The following is a 13,284-nucleotide window of genomic DNA, read 5'->3' as shown; positions in this document are numbered from 1 at the left end:
CGGTTGCCTTTCGCGTGACTGGAGCGACGACTGCGACACGGGATGCCGAGTCGTCGGTGAACGTAGCGGGAGTCGAACGCTTGTCACAAGTCGATGCAGCGGAGATCACGTGAAAGTCACAGTCTTGACGGCTCGTCAGCTGGACGGCGCTTCAAGTGGCTGATATTTGCTCTGCTGTGCGGGTGTGAACTCCACGGGCAGCGTACGGAGTCCACGCATGATGAGCCCGCCACGCCATCTCAAATCACCAGGTTCCGCCGCGAGTCGCAGGTCAGGAAGGCGCCGCAGAAGCGTCGCGAGGGCGGTCTGCCCTTCGAGCCGGGCGAGCGGCGCACCGAGACAGTAATGAATGCCATGGCCGTAGCCGAGGTGTTGGTTGTCGCGCCGGGAGAGGTCGAGCGCGTCCGGTCGGTCGAAGCGTTCCGGGTCACGGTCGGCGGCGGCGAGGACGACGAGAACGGGGTCACCGACGGCGATGTCCTCCCCTCCGACGGTCAGCCGCTCGGTGGCATACCGCCAGGTGGCGAGTTCGACGGGTCCGTCGAAGCGGAGGAGCTCCTCGAGCCCGGTCTCCAGGAGTCCGGTGTCGCCGCCCTTGAGGGACTCCTGGAGCCGCTCGCGCTGTTCGGGGTGGGTGAGCAGGGCATAAGTGCCATTGCCGATGAGGTTCACGGTCGTCTCAAAACCGGCAAAAAGCAAGATAAATGCCATCGCGGCGGCCTCGTTCTCGGTGAGGTGCTCGCCGTGGTCGGAGGCGCGGATGAGCCCCGAGATGAGGTCGTCGCCGGGTTCGAGACGCTTGCGGTGGATCAGCTCGGCGAGGTAGCCGCGCATCTTCTTCACGGACCGGGCGACCCCGCCCCTGGGACCTCCCCCGTGGCGGATCATCATCCCCGCCCAGTCGCGGAAGTCGTCCTGATCCTCGCGGGGCACCCCGAGCAGATCGCAAATGGCGTAGATGGGGAGCGGGAAGGCGAAGTCGTGAATGAGGTCGGCCTCCCCCTTCTCGACGAACTGGTCGATGAGACGGTCCGTCAACTCCTGCACCCGTGGCGCGAATTCGGCGACACGGCGGGGCGTGAAGGCCTTGGAGACGAGGCGGCGAAGGCGCGTGTGGTCCGGCGGGTCGATGTTGAGCAGATGCGTCATGAGGTTGGCGCTGCGCTCGCCCGGGATCCCGGTCTTGCTCTTCCCGTGCGCGGGCACACCGTGATGGGCCGGATTCTTGCTGAGCCGCGGATCGGCGAGCGCCTGCTTGGCATCGACGTACCGGGTGACGAGCCAGGCCTCCACGCCACTGGGGAGCCGCGTCTTGTGCACGGGGGCGTGCTCGCGGAGCCAGGCGTAGGCGGGGTAGGGGTCGGTGGCGAACTCCCAGGTGAAGAGTTCTGGTCCTTGGGCGGGGTCTGGCCCCTGGGCCTCGGGCATGGGGGCGTGCGCCCCTGCGGGGCAGGCTGCGGGGGTTGCCTCTGCGGGGGCGGGCGGCTGGTCTTGCATGGGGTCGACGCTATCCGGCGGCCCGCGCCCACGTGCGGTTGGTCCGTCGCGCCGGGCACTCGCCTATGCCGGGGCGCTCACCGGAAACCCGAGCTCCTCGGCCGCGCGGGCCAGTTCCTCGTCGTAGGTGACGAACTCCGTGATGTCCTGCCGGAAGGGGTCCGCGCTCGCCAGGTGGACGGCATCGAGGGTGCCGAGCCGCTGGGTGCGGTAGGCGGCCGCTCGCGCCATGACCGTGGTGGTGACATCCGCCAGATAGACACCGCGCACGGCCTGCCCCACGAAGAAGGGCACCCGCTGGTGGTCGACCCCGGCCCGGTAGAGGGTCCGGGTGATCTCAAGGCGGGCGAGCTCGCTGCCGAGGAGCTCCGTCCCGTCCGGCAGCCCGGCCCGCCAGGCGCGCAGCGCTTCGGTCTCCTTCTCCGGCCTGATGAACTTGAGGAGCGCACAGCTGTCGAGGTAGATCACCGGCGTCGTTCCCGGTCGCGCTCTTCGAGCAGTACGTCGGCGAGGCTGTTGAGCTCGGGCGCGAGGTCGGTGAACACCTCGGGCATGCCTTCCTCGGCGGGCGCGGTGACGTCGCCCGATTCGAGCAGCCGCTGCAGCGCTCCCGGGGCCTCGGTCTCCGGGACCATGCGGAGGACCGGCTTGCCCCTGTCGGTGACAAGTATCGACGCGCCGGCCCGAACCCGGGCCACTGCCTTTGAGGGGTTCTGGTTCAGCTCGCGCAAGCCGATGGTTTCCATGCCATCAATGTACCTACCTTCCGTAGGTACATCAATCGCTGGAGAATCCGCCCCCCGCCCCCTCCGCCGCCAGCACCGCATCCCGGTAAGCCCGCGCAGCACCCCGCAGCGCCGCCTCCGGGTCGGTGCCCTCCGACTCTGCCCGCAGGGCGAGTGCGAGGAGTTCGTAGCCGATGCCGTCGCCCGAGGGTGCCGTCACGTTCAAGCCCGCCGTCCGTACCCGTGAGGCCAGCTTCGATGCCAGTGCCAGGCCCGGCTGGCCCAGGGGGATTCCTTCCGTGACCGATGAGCGCTGCTTCTCCTGCGCCTTCGTGCGGAGCCAGTGCGCCTTCACGTCCTCGGGGGTTTCTGCCGAGTCGTCCCCGAATACGTGCGGGTGGCGGTTGATCAGCTTGTCGACGATCGTGCCCGCCACGTCGTCCACGGAGAAGGGGGACTCCTCGTCCTCCTCCGCGATGCGGGCGTGGAAGACCACCTGGAGCAGGACGTCGCCCAGCTCCTCCCGCAGTTCTTCCCTGTCGCCCTCTTCGATCGCCTCGACCAGTTCGTACGCCTCCTCGATCGCGTACTTCGCCAGGCCCTTGTGCGTCTGCTGGGACGACCACGGGCACTCGACGCGGATCCGGTCCATGACCTGGACGAGGTCGAGGAGCCGGGCGCCCGGCAGGTCGTACGACGCCGGGAGCAGTTCCAGGTCCGGCATCGAGAGGCGGCCCGAGCCCGCGAGCCTCGCCAGGCCGTCCGTCAGAGCGCGGTCGCCCTCGGCCGTGGCGATGACCAGGACCGTGCGGTCGCCCGCGCACGCCGCCACCAGTTCCTGGGCCGTGGGCGCCGCCTGGTCCACGCGCACGCCCGCCTCACGCAGATACGGCAGCTGGGGATGCGTGGCGTCGGCGCACAGGACCTCGTCGGCCCCGTGCAGGGCCTGCCACGCGGGCCAGGAGAGAAGGCCGGGGGCCACCCGGTGGCTGGTGGTGAGGAGGATGACGCGGCCGGGGGCGTCGGCCGGGGGCGTGGTTTCGTTCGTCACCGGTTGAACGTAACCCACGGCACTGACAGCTCCCTCGGTACTCCTGTTACGCCTGCTGCTTGGGCTGTGCCTCGCCGTTTCCGGACACCTCACGTACCCACGGCGTCTTCGTGTCCGCGCGCTTGCTCTTCTCGACGTCCCATGTGCCGTAGCGCGGGTTCAGGTCCACGTCCAGCTTCTTGGAGGCCTTGGAGAGCGCCTTCCAGAAGAGGGCCTGGCCCTCCGGTGCGTTCATGTCCGCGCCGATGACCTTCGCCAGCTTCTGGGCCTCGATCTCCGTACGGAAGCTTTCGGTGAGGCGGGAAGGAGCGACGCTGTACTGCTGTAGCCAGCCCTGCTCGAGGGCCTTCTTGCTGCCCGCCTGCTGTTCGAGGCCCGACCTCATCGTCTGGATCTCGCGGCGTGAGACGTCCACGCCCGCGTCGGCCGCGGCCTGGTGCAGCACCTTGTCCAGGACCATCGTGTGCAGGGTGCTGCGGGTGAGGCCGCCGGTCTTGGCGATGGCCTGCTCGTACTGCTGCTCGTCCGGGATGGCGGCGCGCTGCGCGTCGCGCACCTCGTTCACCCGGCTCTCCAGCTGCGAGACCGTGATCCGGTCGTCGCCCACGACGGCCGCGGCGCCCGGATGGGCATCGCTTCCGCAGGCCGTGAGGAGGGGGGCCGCGGCGACGGCTGCGGCGGAGAGAACGAGCGCGGTGCGACGGCGGCGGTGCAAGTGAGCCTCCCGAGGAGATTGTGCGGCGGTGCACAAAGTCTTGCGGTGATCGATGTTAGGCAGTGGCCGGTCCCTCGGCCACCTATTCGACCAACGATTCTCGAAGAGTTGGGGCACCGGTCGGGGCACCTTCGCGCTGAGCCGTCACTAACCGCGCATCTGTCCCAGCCACTGCAACGTACGCCGGATCTCCGCCGGGAACGGATGGCCGATGCCATGCATCCGCTCGGCGTCCAGGAGCAGCCGCCCCAGCGTGTCGTGCGCCGCGGCGCGATCGCCGAGGGCAAGGAGCAAGTGGCCGATATGGCGGCGGATTTCGAGAGGGCGTTCGCGGTCGTCGGATGCGTAGCGGTTCTCGTAGTAAGGGAGGAGGGCCCTGTACTCCGCGAGTGCCGCCGCCGGTTCGCCCAGCTGTTCCAGGCACTGCGCGGCCTCGTAGCGGAACTGGAGCGAGTGCGGGTCGGCCTGTCCCGACTCCGCGGCGCGCTCGTCGGCGAGGCGGCGCAGTTCCGGCAGGGCGCGGCGGTACTGGCCGTCGTCCATGAGCGTCGCCGCGTACTGCTTGCGCAGGGAGCGGACCACCGGGGAGTGCTCGCCGTGCTTGGCGGCGGCCGCGGGCAGGATCGAGCCGAGGATGTCCACAGCCTGTGTGATGCGGCCCTCGCCGAGGAGCCGCTTGACCTCGTCGACCGCGCGGACGACGTCCGTCTGGCTGCCCGTGCCGCCCGGGGTCCGGCGCTCGTCAGGACGGTCCGGCTGGATGTCGGGGGCCGGCGCCGGTGTCGCCGCGCGATCGGGCCAGGGGGCGTGCGGGCGCAGGAAGGGCCGGGTGGGGTCCAGCGCGCCGCCGGTCGGGACGCCTCGCGCGGGAAGCAGGGGCGCCAGTTCCTCGTAGACCTCCTGGGCGCTGCCGTGCCGGTGCTCGGGGTCCTTGGCGAGGAGCCGGAGCACCAGGGCTTCGAGGGCCTCGGGGACCTCGGCGCGCAGACTGCGGACCGGGACCGGAGGTTCGTAGAGGTGGCGGTGCAGGACGCCGAGCGCGGTGGAGCCGGAGAACGGCACGTCTCCGCTGAGGAGTTCGTGCAGCAGGACGCCGAGGGCGTACAGGTCGGTGTACGGGCCGACCGCGCCGCCCATCGCCTGTTCGGGCGCCATGTACGCGGGGCTGCCGATGGGTGAACCGGTGTGGGTGAGGCGGGTGGTGTCGGTGTCCATGACCGAGGCGATGCCCAGGTCCAGGATGCTGACCGTGCCGTCCTGCTTGACCATCACGTTCCGCGGTTTGAGGTCGCGGTGCACGATCGGTACGGCGTGTACCGCGGAGAGCACGGCGCACAGTTGCGCGGCGATCGCGACGGCCCACTGCCACGGGTAGGGATCGTGCTCGGCGAGGTGGTCGCCGAGGTCCGCCCCGTCGACGTACTGCATGACGAGGTAGAGGTCCTCGCCCTCGGTGCCCGCGTCGTGGACGGTGACGAGGCCGGGGTGGTCGACCTGTGCGGTGACGCGGCACTCGCGCACGAAGCGGCGGCGCAGCTCATCGGCCTCGGCGCCCGCGACCCGGTCGGGGCGCAGGAGTTTGACGGCGACGCGGCGGTCGAGGCGTTGGTCGTACGCCGTCCAGACCTGGCCCATGCCGCCCTGGCCGATGAGCGTGGAGAGTTCGTAGCGCCCGGCGACAACACGGCCGCCCGTCCCCAGTGACACGGTCAGCTGCCGCCTTCCTGCTTGCGCAGGTAGTCACTGAGCTCGTCGAGCTCGGCCTGTACTTGGTGGATGCGGGCCGGTGCGGGACGCGTGGGCGGGGGCGGCGTCTGCTGGACCGGCGGCTGGTGGTGCTGCAGCTGCGTGGGCTGGAGGTGGACGGGCGTGGGGGTGGGGGTGGGGCCCTGCTGCGGATAGCCGTAGGCGGGCTGCGTTCCCGCGTACCCCGCGTACTGCGGCTGCCGGTTGCGGCTGAAGTGCCGTATGTCCGCGAAGAGGTAGTAGATGACGGCGGCAAGCATCGTCGTCAGGAGGATCACCATGCCCGCGCCGCCCGGCCCCTGGAACTCGTCCTCGCCGGGGTCGATGCCGACGAGCACCACAGCCGACACGTCGAGCGCGGCCACGAGTCCGAACAGGCCCCAGTCGTGCGGCTTGCGCGTCACGAGCGCGAGCCGCAGCATCATCGCCCAGGCGAGCAGGCCGCACGTCATGACGGCGAGGACCACGAACATCACGCGCAGCGTCACATAGGTGCCGCCCGAGGTCGGCGGCGGTTGCTGCGGCGCGTAGCCGTGGCCGTGCATGGCTGCTCCTGGTGCCTGATACGGCCGTGCGTTCCCCCGAGTCCCCGTGGGAACGCACGGCCGAAAGTCGAAAGTCGAAATACGAACGGATGCAGATTCGAGCGTATAGGCCGACGAGGAGAAGCGGTCCCGGGTTGTACCGAACCGTTGCCGTACTGGTCACGTCCTGATCGCGGCCCCCGCCGCAACCCGGTGGCGCCTCTCCGGCGGAAGCGCGCCGTCCGTCACGCGGGCAGGGTCGCGGGGCGAGTTCGCCGTGCCCCCGTCGGGCTCACAGCACGTGCCGCACCCACACGTTCGGCTCCACATACACCGCGTACCCGCGCTCCGGCTCGCAGTGCACGGGCACCAGCGCGCCCGGCACCTCGACAGGGCCCGCCGTGTCGAACGGAAGCCCCGTCCACGCCCGCCACTGCGCGGTCGATCCGGACACCGTCATCGACGCGTGCGCCACCTTCGCGATGGTGCCGCCCGCCCGCACGTGCACCCGCAGCCACGGGTCGGCGGGAAGGCCGTCGTCCCGCTTGCGCTGTGCGTACGTGTCGATCAGCGCGGCCGGTTCGAGGTGTTTGGCGTTCGGGCGCACCGGGGCGACGACTTCGGCGAAGCCGCGCGCGCGAGCGGTCTCGCGCATCGCGGCGAGCATCCGCCCGGAGACGCCGTGGCCGAGGTAGTCCTTCGCCACGGTGATCTCGATCGCGCTCACCGTGTCGGGCTTCCTGCCGTGCCGCAGATCCGAGAACGCCCACAGCATGACCTGGTCCCAGCCGCCGTCCGGCAACTGCCCGCGCCCTTCGGCGCGCAGCGCGAACGGCACGCTGAACGCCTTGGCCGCGACCGCGCCCCGCTCGTCCGTGGCGACAAGAACGTACTCGGGAAGCTCCTTGACGATCCGCCCGATCATCGACCACGCGATGGGGTCGTTCCCGATGAACTCCGGCCAGGTGTCGTCCATCTCCATGAGCGGCCCGGCGAGTTCGGGCCGCTCGGCCAGCGTCGTGATCCTCAGGTCCATGCATCGGACGCTAGCGGGCGCGGACCCGGCTGTTAAGCCATTTTTCACCTCATCGGGCGTGGAAGCGGCCCGGCGCCGCCGTCGGGCTGCCCCCGGTCGGCAGCTTCTCCTTCGGGCAGCCCGACAGGACCCGCTTCATGGCGTCCTGCTCGGCGCCCGTCACCCACACCCCGTACTTCTTCTTCACGGCCACCTGCCGGGCCACGTAGGCGCACCGGTAGCCCTTGTCCGGCGGCAGCCAGGTGGCCGTGTCGCCGTCACCCTTGCCGCGGTTGGGGCCCGCGTCGACCGCGAGGAGGTTGAGCGGGTCGTTGGCGAACGCTATGCGCTTGCTCGGCTCCCACTTGCCCGCGCCCTTCTGCCAGGCGTCCGAGAGGGCGACGAGATGGTCGATGTCGACCTGGCTGCGACCGCGCACGAACGTGACGTCCTTGCCGGTGTAGGGGTCGGGCGCCAGCGCCCCGGAGGCCACCTCGCAGTCCCCGCCGTCGCGGTACTTCACGTCGTCCAGATCGCGCTTGAGTATGTCGTCGCGGGTGCCGCAGCTGTTGGAGTCGGTGTCGGCCCAGGGGCTGCCGAACCGGTCACGGTCGTATCCGGTCTTGGGCGCGCGGCCCTTCACCGTGAGCGTGTCGACCGCGGCGAGCGCGGGTCCCGCCTTGGCGTCGGGCGCGTCAGGCCCGGAAGAGCCGCTGTCCTTGTCCTCCGGCGAGCATCCGGTGACGGATCCCGCGACGAGGAGCGCGAGCAGCAGCGCCGCCCGAACTCCGGTGTTGCTACGGCTCACTTGATGGTCACCTTTGCTCCGATGGCGAGTGTTCCTGGCGTCACGACGTCCGCGTACACCCCGACGCACATGCCGCGCGACGCGGTGAGTGTCTTCAGGATGCGGTGATCGGCGGGCAGTTCGCGCTGGGCCTGGGTGGTCATGACACAGCGTTCGATGCGCATCGTGACACGCAGGCACAGTCCGCCGTCGAAGGTGATCTCCCGTCCGACCCAGTCCTCCTCGATCCACGGCTCGTCGGTCCCGATCACGATGTTCTTGCGCAGACGGCGTACGTCGACGGGGTCGGAGTCGCCGAGCAGCTCGCCGAGGGCGTGCAGCGACGCGGTGCCGACGAGCGATACGGCGCCCGCGTCCTGATGGCTCACCTCGCCCTCGCGCGCCAACTCCATTCCCGCGCCGAAGAGTTCACCGATGCGGGGGTCACCGGGCCGCAGCGTCTCGCCGTCCGGCGTGGTGACGACGGGGGCGTCACCCTCGTACGCCGCCTCGTACTCCAGCATTCCCGGTGTCCGCCGGAACCTGCGGGTGTTCTTCCCGCTCCCCAGCTTCCCGTCCTCGTGCCGCAAGGCCCACAGCCGGTCACCGGCCACGCCCCGCTCGTCGAGGACGAGGCGCTCGTGCCCCTCCCCCAGCATCGACTTCACCGGAAAACAGGCGAGCCCCACGACGGCCTCATGCCCCACGGCACTTCCCCTCCCCTGACCTGCGCGCTGCTGCATGACCGCTTTAGACCATATCGCCCCTCACCGGACGGGCCCCCCGTGCCGCCATTACCTCCGGCGTAATCGACCCTTTTCCGGCCGCACGGAAGCATCAACGGCATCCGCAGGAACACCCAACGAGCAGGAACACCGACCGAGGAGTCCGGATGACCGTCAGGACCACCACCGAAGACGCCACCCGCGCCGCCGTCCAGGCCTTCCTGGGATACCGGCTCACCGGTGACGCCGATGGCCTCACCGCTCTCTTCACCGATGAGGTCGACTGGATGCTCGCCGACAACCCGGGCGTGCCCTGGATCCGGCCGCGGTCCACGGCCGCCGAGTGCGCGGCCCAGTCCGCCGAACTCGCCGCGCACACGGTCCCGGAGAAGGCCGGCGCCACGGTCGACACCATCATCGTCGAGGGCGCGGACGCCGTGATCTTCGGCCGCCTCTGGGGCACCGTGCGCGACACCGGCAAGTCCTTCGACGGGCCCTTCGTCCTGCGGCTGACCGTCGAGGACGGGCGGATCTCGCGGCACCACCTCTACGAGAACAGCCGGTCGATCGCCGACGCCTGCACGCCCTGACCGCCCGTGCCCGGGCGGCATCGTGTGCGAGCGCCAGGGGGCGCTGACGTCTCCCCGCACCGGCGCCTTCCCGCACCGGCGTCTCCCCGCGACAGGGGCAACGCCGACACCTGCGGGTCCGTCGTGGCTTGTCGCGCAGTTCCCCGCGCCCTAAGGGCGCGACAGCCGCCCCGCCGTCCTACGACCCCAGGATCGTGGTGAGGAACTCCCCCACCCAGCCGAGCAGTTCACGCCCGATCAGCGGCTTCCCGCCGACCTTCGCGGTCTTCGGGCGCGGGACGAGCAGCTGGTGGGCGTTCTCCTTGATGACCGTTCCCGGGTAGAGCCGCTTCAGGCGCAGCTCCTGCGACTCCCGCAGCTCCACCGGGGCGAACCGGATGTTGTTGCCCTGCAGCACGATCTCGCCGACCTCGCACGCACGGGCCAGCATCCGCAGGCCCGCCACCAGGAGGAGATTCTCCACGGGCTCCGGCAACTTGCCGTAGCGGTCGGTGAGTTCCTCGCGCACCGCCTTGACGTCCGCCTCGCTGCTCGCGGAGGCGATCGAGCGGTAGGCCGCGAGGCGCAGGCGCTCGCCTGGTGCGTAGTCGTGCGGTACGTGCGCGTCGACCGGCAGCTCGACCTTGACCTCGAGCGGCGGCTCCTCCTCCACGCCGCCCTCCAGGGACGCGCGGTAGTCGGCCACCGCCTCGCCCACCATGCGTACGTAGAGGTCGAAGCCGACGCCCGCGATGTGTCCTGACTGCTCGCCGCCCAGGAGGTTGCCCGCGCCGCGGATCTCCAGGTCCTTCATCGCCACGTACATGCCCGCCCCCATCTCCGTGTGCTGGGCGATGGTCGCGAGGCGCTCGTGGGCGGTCTCCGTCAGAGGCTTCTCCGGCGGGTAGAGGAAGTAGGCGTAACCGCGGTCACGGCCTCGGCCCACACGGCCGCGCAGCTGGTGGAGCTGGGAGAGACCGAAGTTGTCGCCGCGCTCGACGATCAGCGTGTTGGCGTTGGAGATGTCGATGCCCGATTCGACGATCGTCGTCGAGACGAGCACGTCGAACTTCTTCTCCCAGAAGTCCACCACCACTTGTTCCAGGGCCTGTTCGGACATCTGGCCGTGCGCGGTGGCGATGCGGGCCTCGGGGACGATGTCTCTGAGGCGGGCCGCCGCCCGGTCGATCGACTCGACCCGGTTGTGGATGTAGAAGACCTGGCCCTCGCGAAGGAGTTCGCGGCGGATGGCCGCGCCGATCTGCTTCTCCTCGTAAGGACCGACGAAGGTCAGGACCGGGTGGCGCTCCTCGGGGGGCGTGGTGATGGTGGACATCTCGCGGATGCCCGTCACGGCCATTTCGAGCGTACGGGGAATGGGGGTGGCCGACATCGTCAGGACGTCGACGTTGGCCCGCAGCTTCTTGAGCTGCTCCTTGTGCTCGACGCCGAAGCGCTGCTCCTCGTCGACGATGACGAGGCCCAGGTCCTTGAACTTCGTCTCGGATGAGAAGAGGCGGTGGGTGCCGATGACGATGTCGACCGAGCCGTCGCGCAGGCCCTCCAGGGTCGCCTTGGACTCCGTCTCCGACTGGAAGCGGCTCAACGCCCGTACCTTGACGGGGAATTGGGAGTACCGCTCGGAGAACGTACCGAAGTGCTGCTGCACCAGGAGCGTCGTCGGGACGAGCACCGCGACCTGTTTGCCGTCCTGGACCGCCTTGAAGGCGGCGCGGACCGCGATCTCCGTCTTTCCGTAGCCGACGTCGCCACAGATCAGGCGGTCCATCGGGACCGTCTTCTCCATGTCGTCCTTGACCTCGGCGATGGTGGTGAGCTGGTCGGGCGTCTCCACGTACGGGAAGGCGTCCTCCAGCTCGCGCTGCCAGGGGCTGTCGGGTGCGAAGGCGTGGCCGGGCGCCGCCATGCGGGCGCTGTAGAGCTTGATGAGGTCGGCGGCGATCTCCTTGACCGCCTTCTTCGCGCGCGCCTTCGTCTTCGTCCAGTCGGCGCCGCCCAGGCGGTGCAGGGTGGGCGCCTCGCCACCGACGTACTTGGTGATCTGCTCCAGCTGGTCGGTGGGGATGTAGAGGCGGTCGCCGGGCTGGCCGCGCTTGGCGGGGGCGTACTCGACGACCAGGTACTCGCGCGTCGCGCCCTGGACGGTGCGCTGCACCATCTCGATGTAGCGGCCGACGCCGTGCCCCTCGTGGACGATGTAGTCGCCGACCTCCAGGGTCAGCGGGTCGATCGTCTTGCGACGGCGGGCCGGCATCCGCTGGCCGTCCTTGCCCGCTGCCTTCTGCCCTGAGAGGTCGGTCTCGGTGAGGACCGCGAGCTTGAGGGCCGGGTCCAGGAAGCCGTAGTCGATCGAGCCGCAGGTGACCTGCACGACGGAGGGCGTGAGCTCGCCGAGCTCCGCGTCGAGGCGGGCCGCGATGCCTTCGCCGCTCAGGACCTCGACGGTGCGGGCGGCGGGGCCGTGGCCCTCCGTCACATAGACGGTGCGCCAGCCGTCGGCGAGCCAGCCCTTGGTGTCGGCGAGCGCCTTCGCGGTGTCGCCGCGGTAGGTCTCGGTGGCGTGCATCCCGAGCTTGAGGGTGTCGTCGTCAAGGTCTTCGTCGGCGGCGAACGGCGAGACGGACCACCACATCATGCCGAGGTCACGGGCATGATCGCGGACGTCGGCGATACCCCAGAGGGAGGCAGCGCCGACGTCGATCGGAGCTTCCCCGCCGCCCGCCGTGGCGGCCCAGGACGCCTGGAGGAACTCCTGCGAGGTCGCCACCAGGTCGGCGGCGCGGGTGCGCACGCGCTCGGGGTCGCAGACCACGGCCATGCTGTCCTGCGGCAGGACGTCGAGCAGCAGTTCCATCTCGTCGACCAGGACGGGCGCGAGGGACTCCATGCCCTCGACGGCGATGCCCTCGGCGATCTTGCCGAGCAGTTCGCCCAGCTCGGGGTGGGCCTCGGCGAGTGCGGCGGCCCTTTCGCGTACGTCGTCGGTGAGGAGCAGCTCGCGGCAGGGCGGGGCCCACAGGCCGTGGTCGGCGACCTCCAGGGAGCGCTGGTCGGCGACCTTGAAGTAGCGGATCTCCTCGACGTCGTCGCCCCAGAACTCGACGCGGAGCGGGTGCTCCTCGGTCGGCGGGAAGACATCGAGGATGCCGCCGCGCACGGCGAACTCGCCGCGCTTCTCGACCAGCTCCACACGGGAGTACGCGGCTGCCGCGAGGGCCTCCACGGTCTCGTTCAGGTCCGTGGTCTCGCCCGAGCGCAGGGCCACGGGCTCCAGGTCGCCCAGGCCCTTGACCTGCGGCTGGAGGACCGACCGTACGGGCGCGACGATGACGCTGACGGGGCCCGTCTCGGGGTCGTCGGGCCTCGGGTGCGCGAGGCGGCGCAGGATCGCGAGGCGGCGGCCGACGGTGTCGGAGCGGGGCGAGAGGCGCTCGTGCGGGAGCGTCTCCCAGGAGGGGTACTCGACGACTCCGTCCGGCGGAATGATCGTGCGCAGGGCGGCGGCCAGGTCCTCGGCCTCGCGGCCGGTCGCCGTCACGGCGAGAACGGTGCGGTTCGTCTCGCGGGCGAGGGCCGCGATGGCGAAGGGACGGGCGGCGGGCGGGCCGACCAGGTCTACGTGGGTGCGGTTGCCGTCGGTGGCGGCCTTGACCGCTTCGGCGAGTGCGGCGTCCTTGACGACAGCGTCGAGCAGACCGTGCAGGCTCATGTGGGCTTTCGCTTTCCGTCCAGGTTCGAGGGCGCGCGAGGGCAACGCGAACCGCCCGGACTGGGTCACAGGCCGGGGGTCTCCAGACTACGACCAATCAGCGCGTCCGGCGTTTGAGGACCGGGGTCCGGGGCGGAGCCCGGGAACGGCGCACAGGCCGAAAACAGACAGTCGGCCCCGGCAGCGCGTACTCGCGCCGC

General features: G+C 70.3%; 12 protein-coding genes. 1 reads left to right on the top strand and 11 read right to left on the bottom strand.

Annotated features, from left to right (window positions below):
• Positions 1-135 precede the first annotated feature (135 nt).
• The 10 genes from ACFQ7F_RS25050 to ACFQ7F_RS25005 form a co-directional block, all read right to left on the bottom strand.
• A complete protein-coding gene (locus ACFQ7F_RS25050) occupies positions 136-1,497 on the bottom strand; it encodes a cytochrome P450 (protein WP_383274078.1) in 1,362 nt (453 codons plus the stop codon).
• A 63-nt stretch (positions 1,498-1,560) separates the two neighbouring features.
• Positions 1,561-1,965: a type II toxin-antitoxin system VapC family toxin gene (locus ACFQ7F_RS25045; protein WP_383274075.1), complete on the bottom strand. Its 405-nt coding sequence runs from the start codon at positions 1,963-1,965 to the stop codon at positions 1,561-1,563.
• Positions 1,962-2,243, bottom strand: coding sequence for a type II toxin-antitoxin system Phd/YefM family antitoxin (locus ACFQ7F_RS25040; RefSeq protein WP_383274073.1), 282 nt, complete (start codon positions 2,241-2,243; stop codon positions 1,962-1,964). Before ACFQ7F_RS25040 ends, ACFQ7F_RS25045 begins: the two co-directional genes overlap by 4 nt.
• A 31-nt stretch (positions 2,244-2,274) precedes the next feature.
• Positions 2,275-3,273 (bottom strand): nucleoside triphosphate pyrophosphohydrolase, encoded by a 999-nt coding sequence (locus ACFQ7F_RS25035; RefSeq protein ID WP_383274070.1) that lies wholly within the window; start codon positions 3,271-3,273, stop codon positions 2,275-2,277.
• A 46-nt stretch (positions 3,274-3,319) separates the two neighbouring features.
• A complete protein-coding gene (locus ACFQ7F_RS25030; protein ID WP_383274067.1) occupies positions 3,320-3,988 on the bottom strand; it encodes a SurA N-terminal domain-containing protein in 669 nt (222 codons plus the stop codon).
• 147 nt (positions 3,989-4,135) lie between these two features.
• Positions 4,136-5,623: a protein kinase gene (locus ACFQ7F_RS25025; RefSeq protein WP_383274159.1), complete on the bottom strand. Its 1,488-nt coding sequence runs from the start codon at positions 5,621-5,623 to the stop codon at positions 4,136-4,138.
• Between the two features lie 74 nt (positions 5,624-5,697).
• A complete protein-coding gene (locus ACFQ7F_RS25020) occupies positions 5,698-6,279 on the bottom strand; it encodes a hypothetical protein (RefSeq protein ID WP_383274064.1) in 582 nt (193 codons plus the stop codon).
• Between the two features lie 271 nt (positions 6,280-6,550).
• Positions 6,551-7,294, bottom strand: coding sequence for an N-acetyltransferase (locus ACFQ7F_RS25015; protein WP_383274061.1), 744 nt, complete (start codon positions 7,292-7,294; stop codon positions 6,551-6,553).
• A gap of 49 nt (positions 7,295-7,343) precedes the next feature.
• A complete protein-coding gene (locus tag ACFQ7F_RS25010; protein ID WP_383274058.1) occupies positions 7,344-8,081 on the bottom strand; it encodes an HNH endonuclease family protein in 738 nt (245 codons plus the stop codon).
• Entirely contained in the window at positions 8,078-8,767 is a 690-nt protein-coding gene (locus ACFQ7F_RS25005) for an MOSC domain-containing protein (RefSeq protein ID WP_383274055.1), read from the bottom strand. The genes ACFQ7F_RS25010 and ACFQ7F_RS25005 overlap by 4 nt, the downstream gene beginning before the upstream one ends.
• Before the next feature lie 185 nt (positions 8,768-8,952).
• Between ACFQ7F_RS25005 and ACFQ7F_RS25000 the strand changes: the two genes are divergently transcribed.
• Entirely contained in the window at positions 8,953-9,375 is a 423-nt protein-coding gene (locus ACFQ7F_RS25000) for a nuclear transport factor 2 family protein (protein WP_383274053.1), read from the top strand.
• A gap of 178 nt (positions 9,376-9,553) precedes the next feature.
• Here ACFQ7F_RS25000 and mfd read toward each other — a convergent pair whose 3' ends face one another.
• Positions 9,554-13,084, bottom strand: a complete 3,531-nt coding sequence (mfd, locus tag ACFQ7F_RS24995; protein WP_383274050.1) for a transcription-repair coupling factor — start codon at positions 13,082-13,084, stop codon at positions 9,554-9,556.
• Positions 13,085-13,284 lie beyond the last annotated feature (200 nt).

Origin of the sequence: Streptomyces sp. NPDC056486 (genome assembly GCF_042795295.1) — a bacterium.
Classification (GTDB): Bacteria; Actinomycetota; Actinomycetes; order Streptomycetales; family Streptomycetaceae; genus Streptomyces.
Note: the sequence above shows the minus strand (reverse complement) of the source record. Positions and strands in the feature narration are given on the sequence as shown.

Coding starts and splice junctions, on each gene's coding strand:
- ACFQ7F_RS25050 (WP_383274078.1), bottom strand. CDS start 1,497: ATGCAAGACCAGCCGCCCGCCCCCGCAGAGGCAACCCCCGCAGCCTGC.
- ACFQ7F_RS25040 (WP_383274073.1), bottom strand. CDS start 2,243: ATGGAAACCATCGGCTTGCGCGAGCTGAACCAGAACCCCTCAAAGGCA.
- ACFQ7F_RS25025 (WP_383274159.1), bottom strand. CDS start 5,623: ATGGGCCAGGTCTGGACGGCGTACGACCAACGCCTCGACCGCCGCGTC.
- ACFQ7F_RS25020 (WP_383274064.1), bottom strand. CDS start 6,279: ATGCACGGCCACGGCTACGCGCCGCAGCAACCGCCGCCGACCTCGGGC.
- ACFQ7F_RS25015 (WP_383274061.1), bottom strand. CDS start 7,294: ATGGACCTGAGGATCACGACGCTGGCCGAGCGGCCCGAACTCGCCGGG.
- ACFQ7F_RS25000 (WP_383274053.1), top strand. CDS start 8,953: ATGACCGTCAGGACCACCACCGAAGACGCCACCCGCGCCGCCGTCCAG.
- mfd (WP_383274050.1), bottom strand. CDS start 13,084: ATGAGCCTGCACGGTCTGCTCGACGCTGTCGTCAAGGACGCCGCACTC.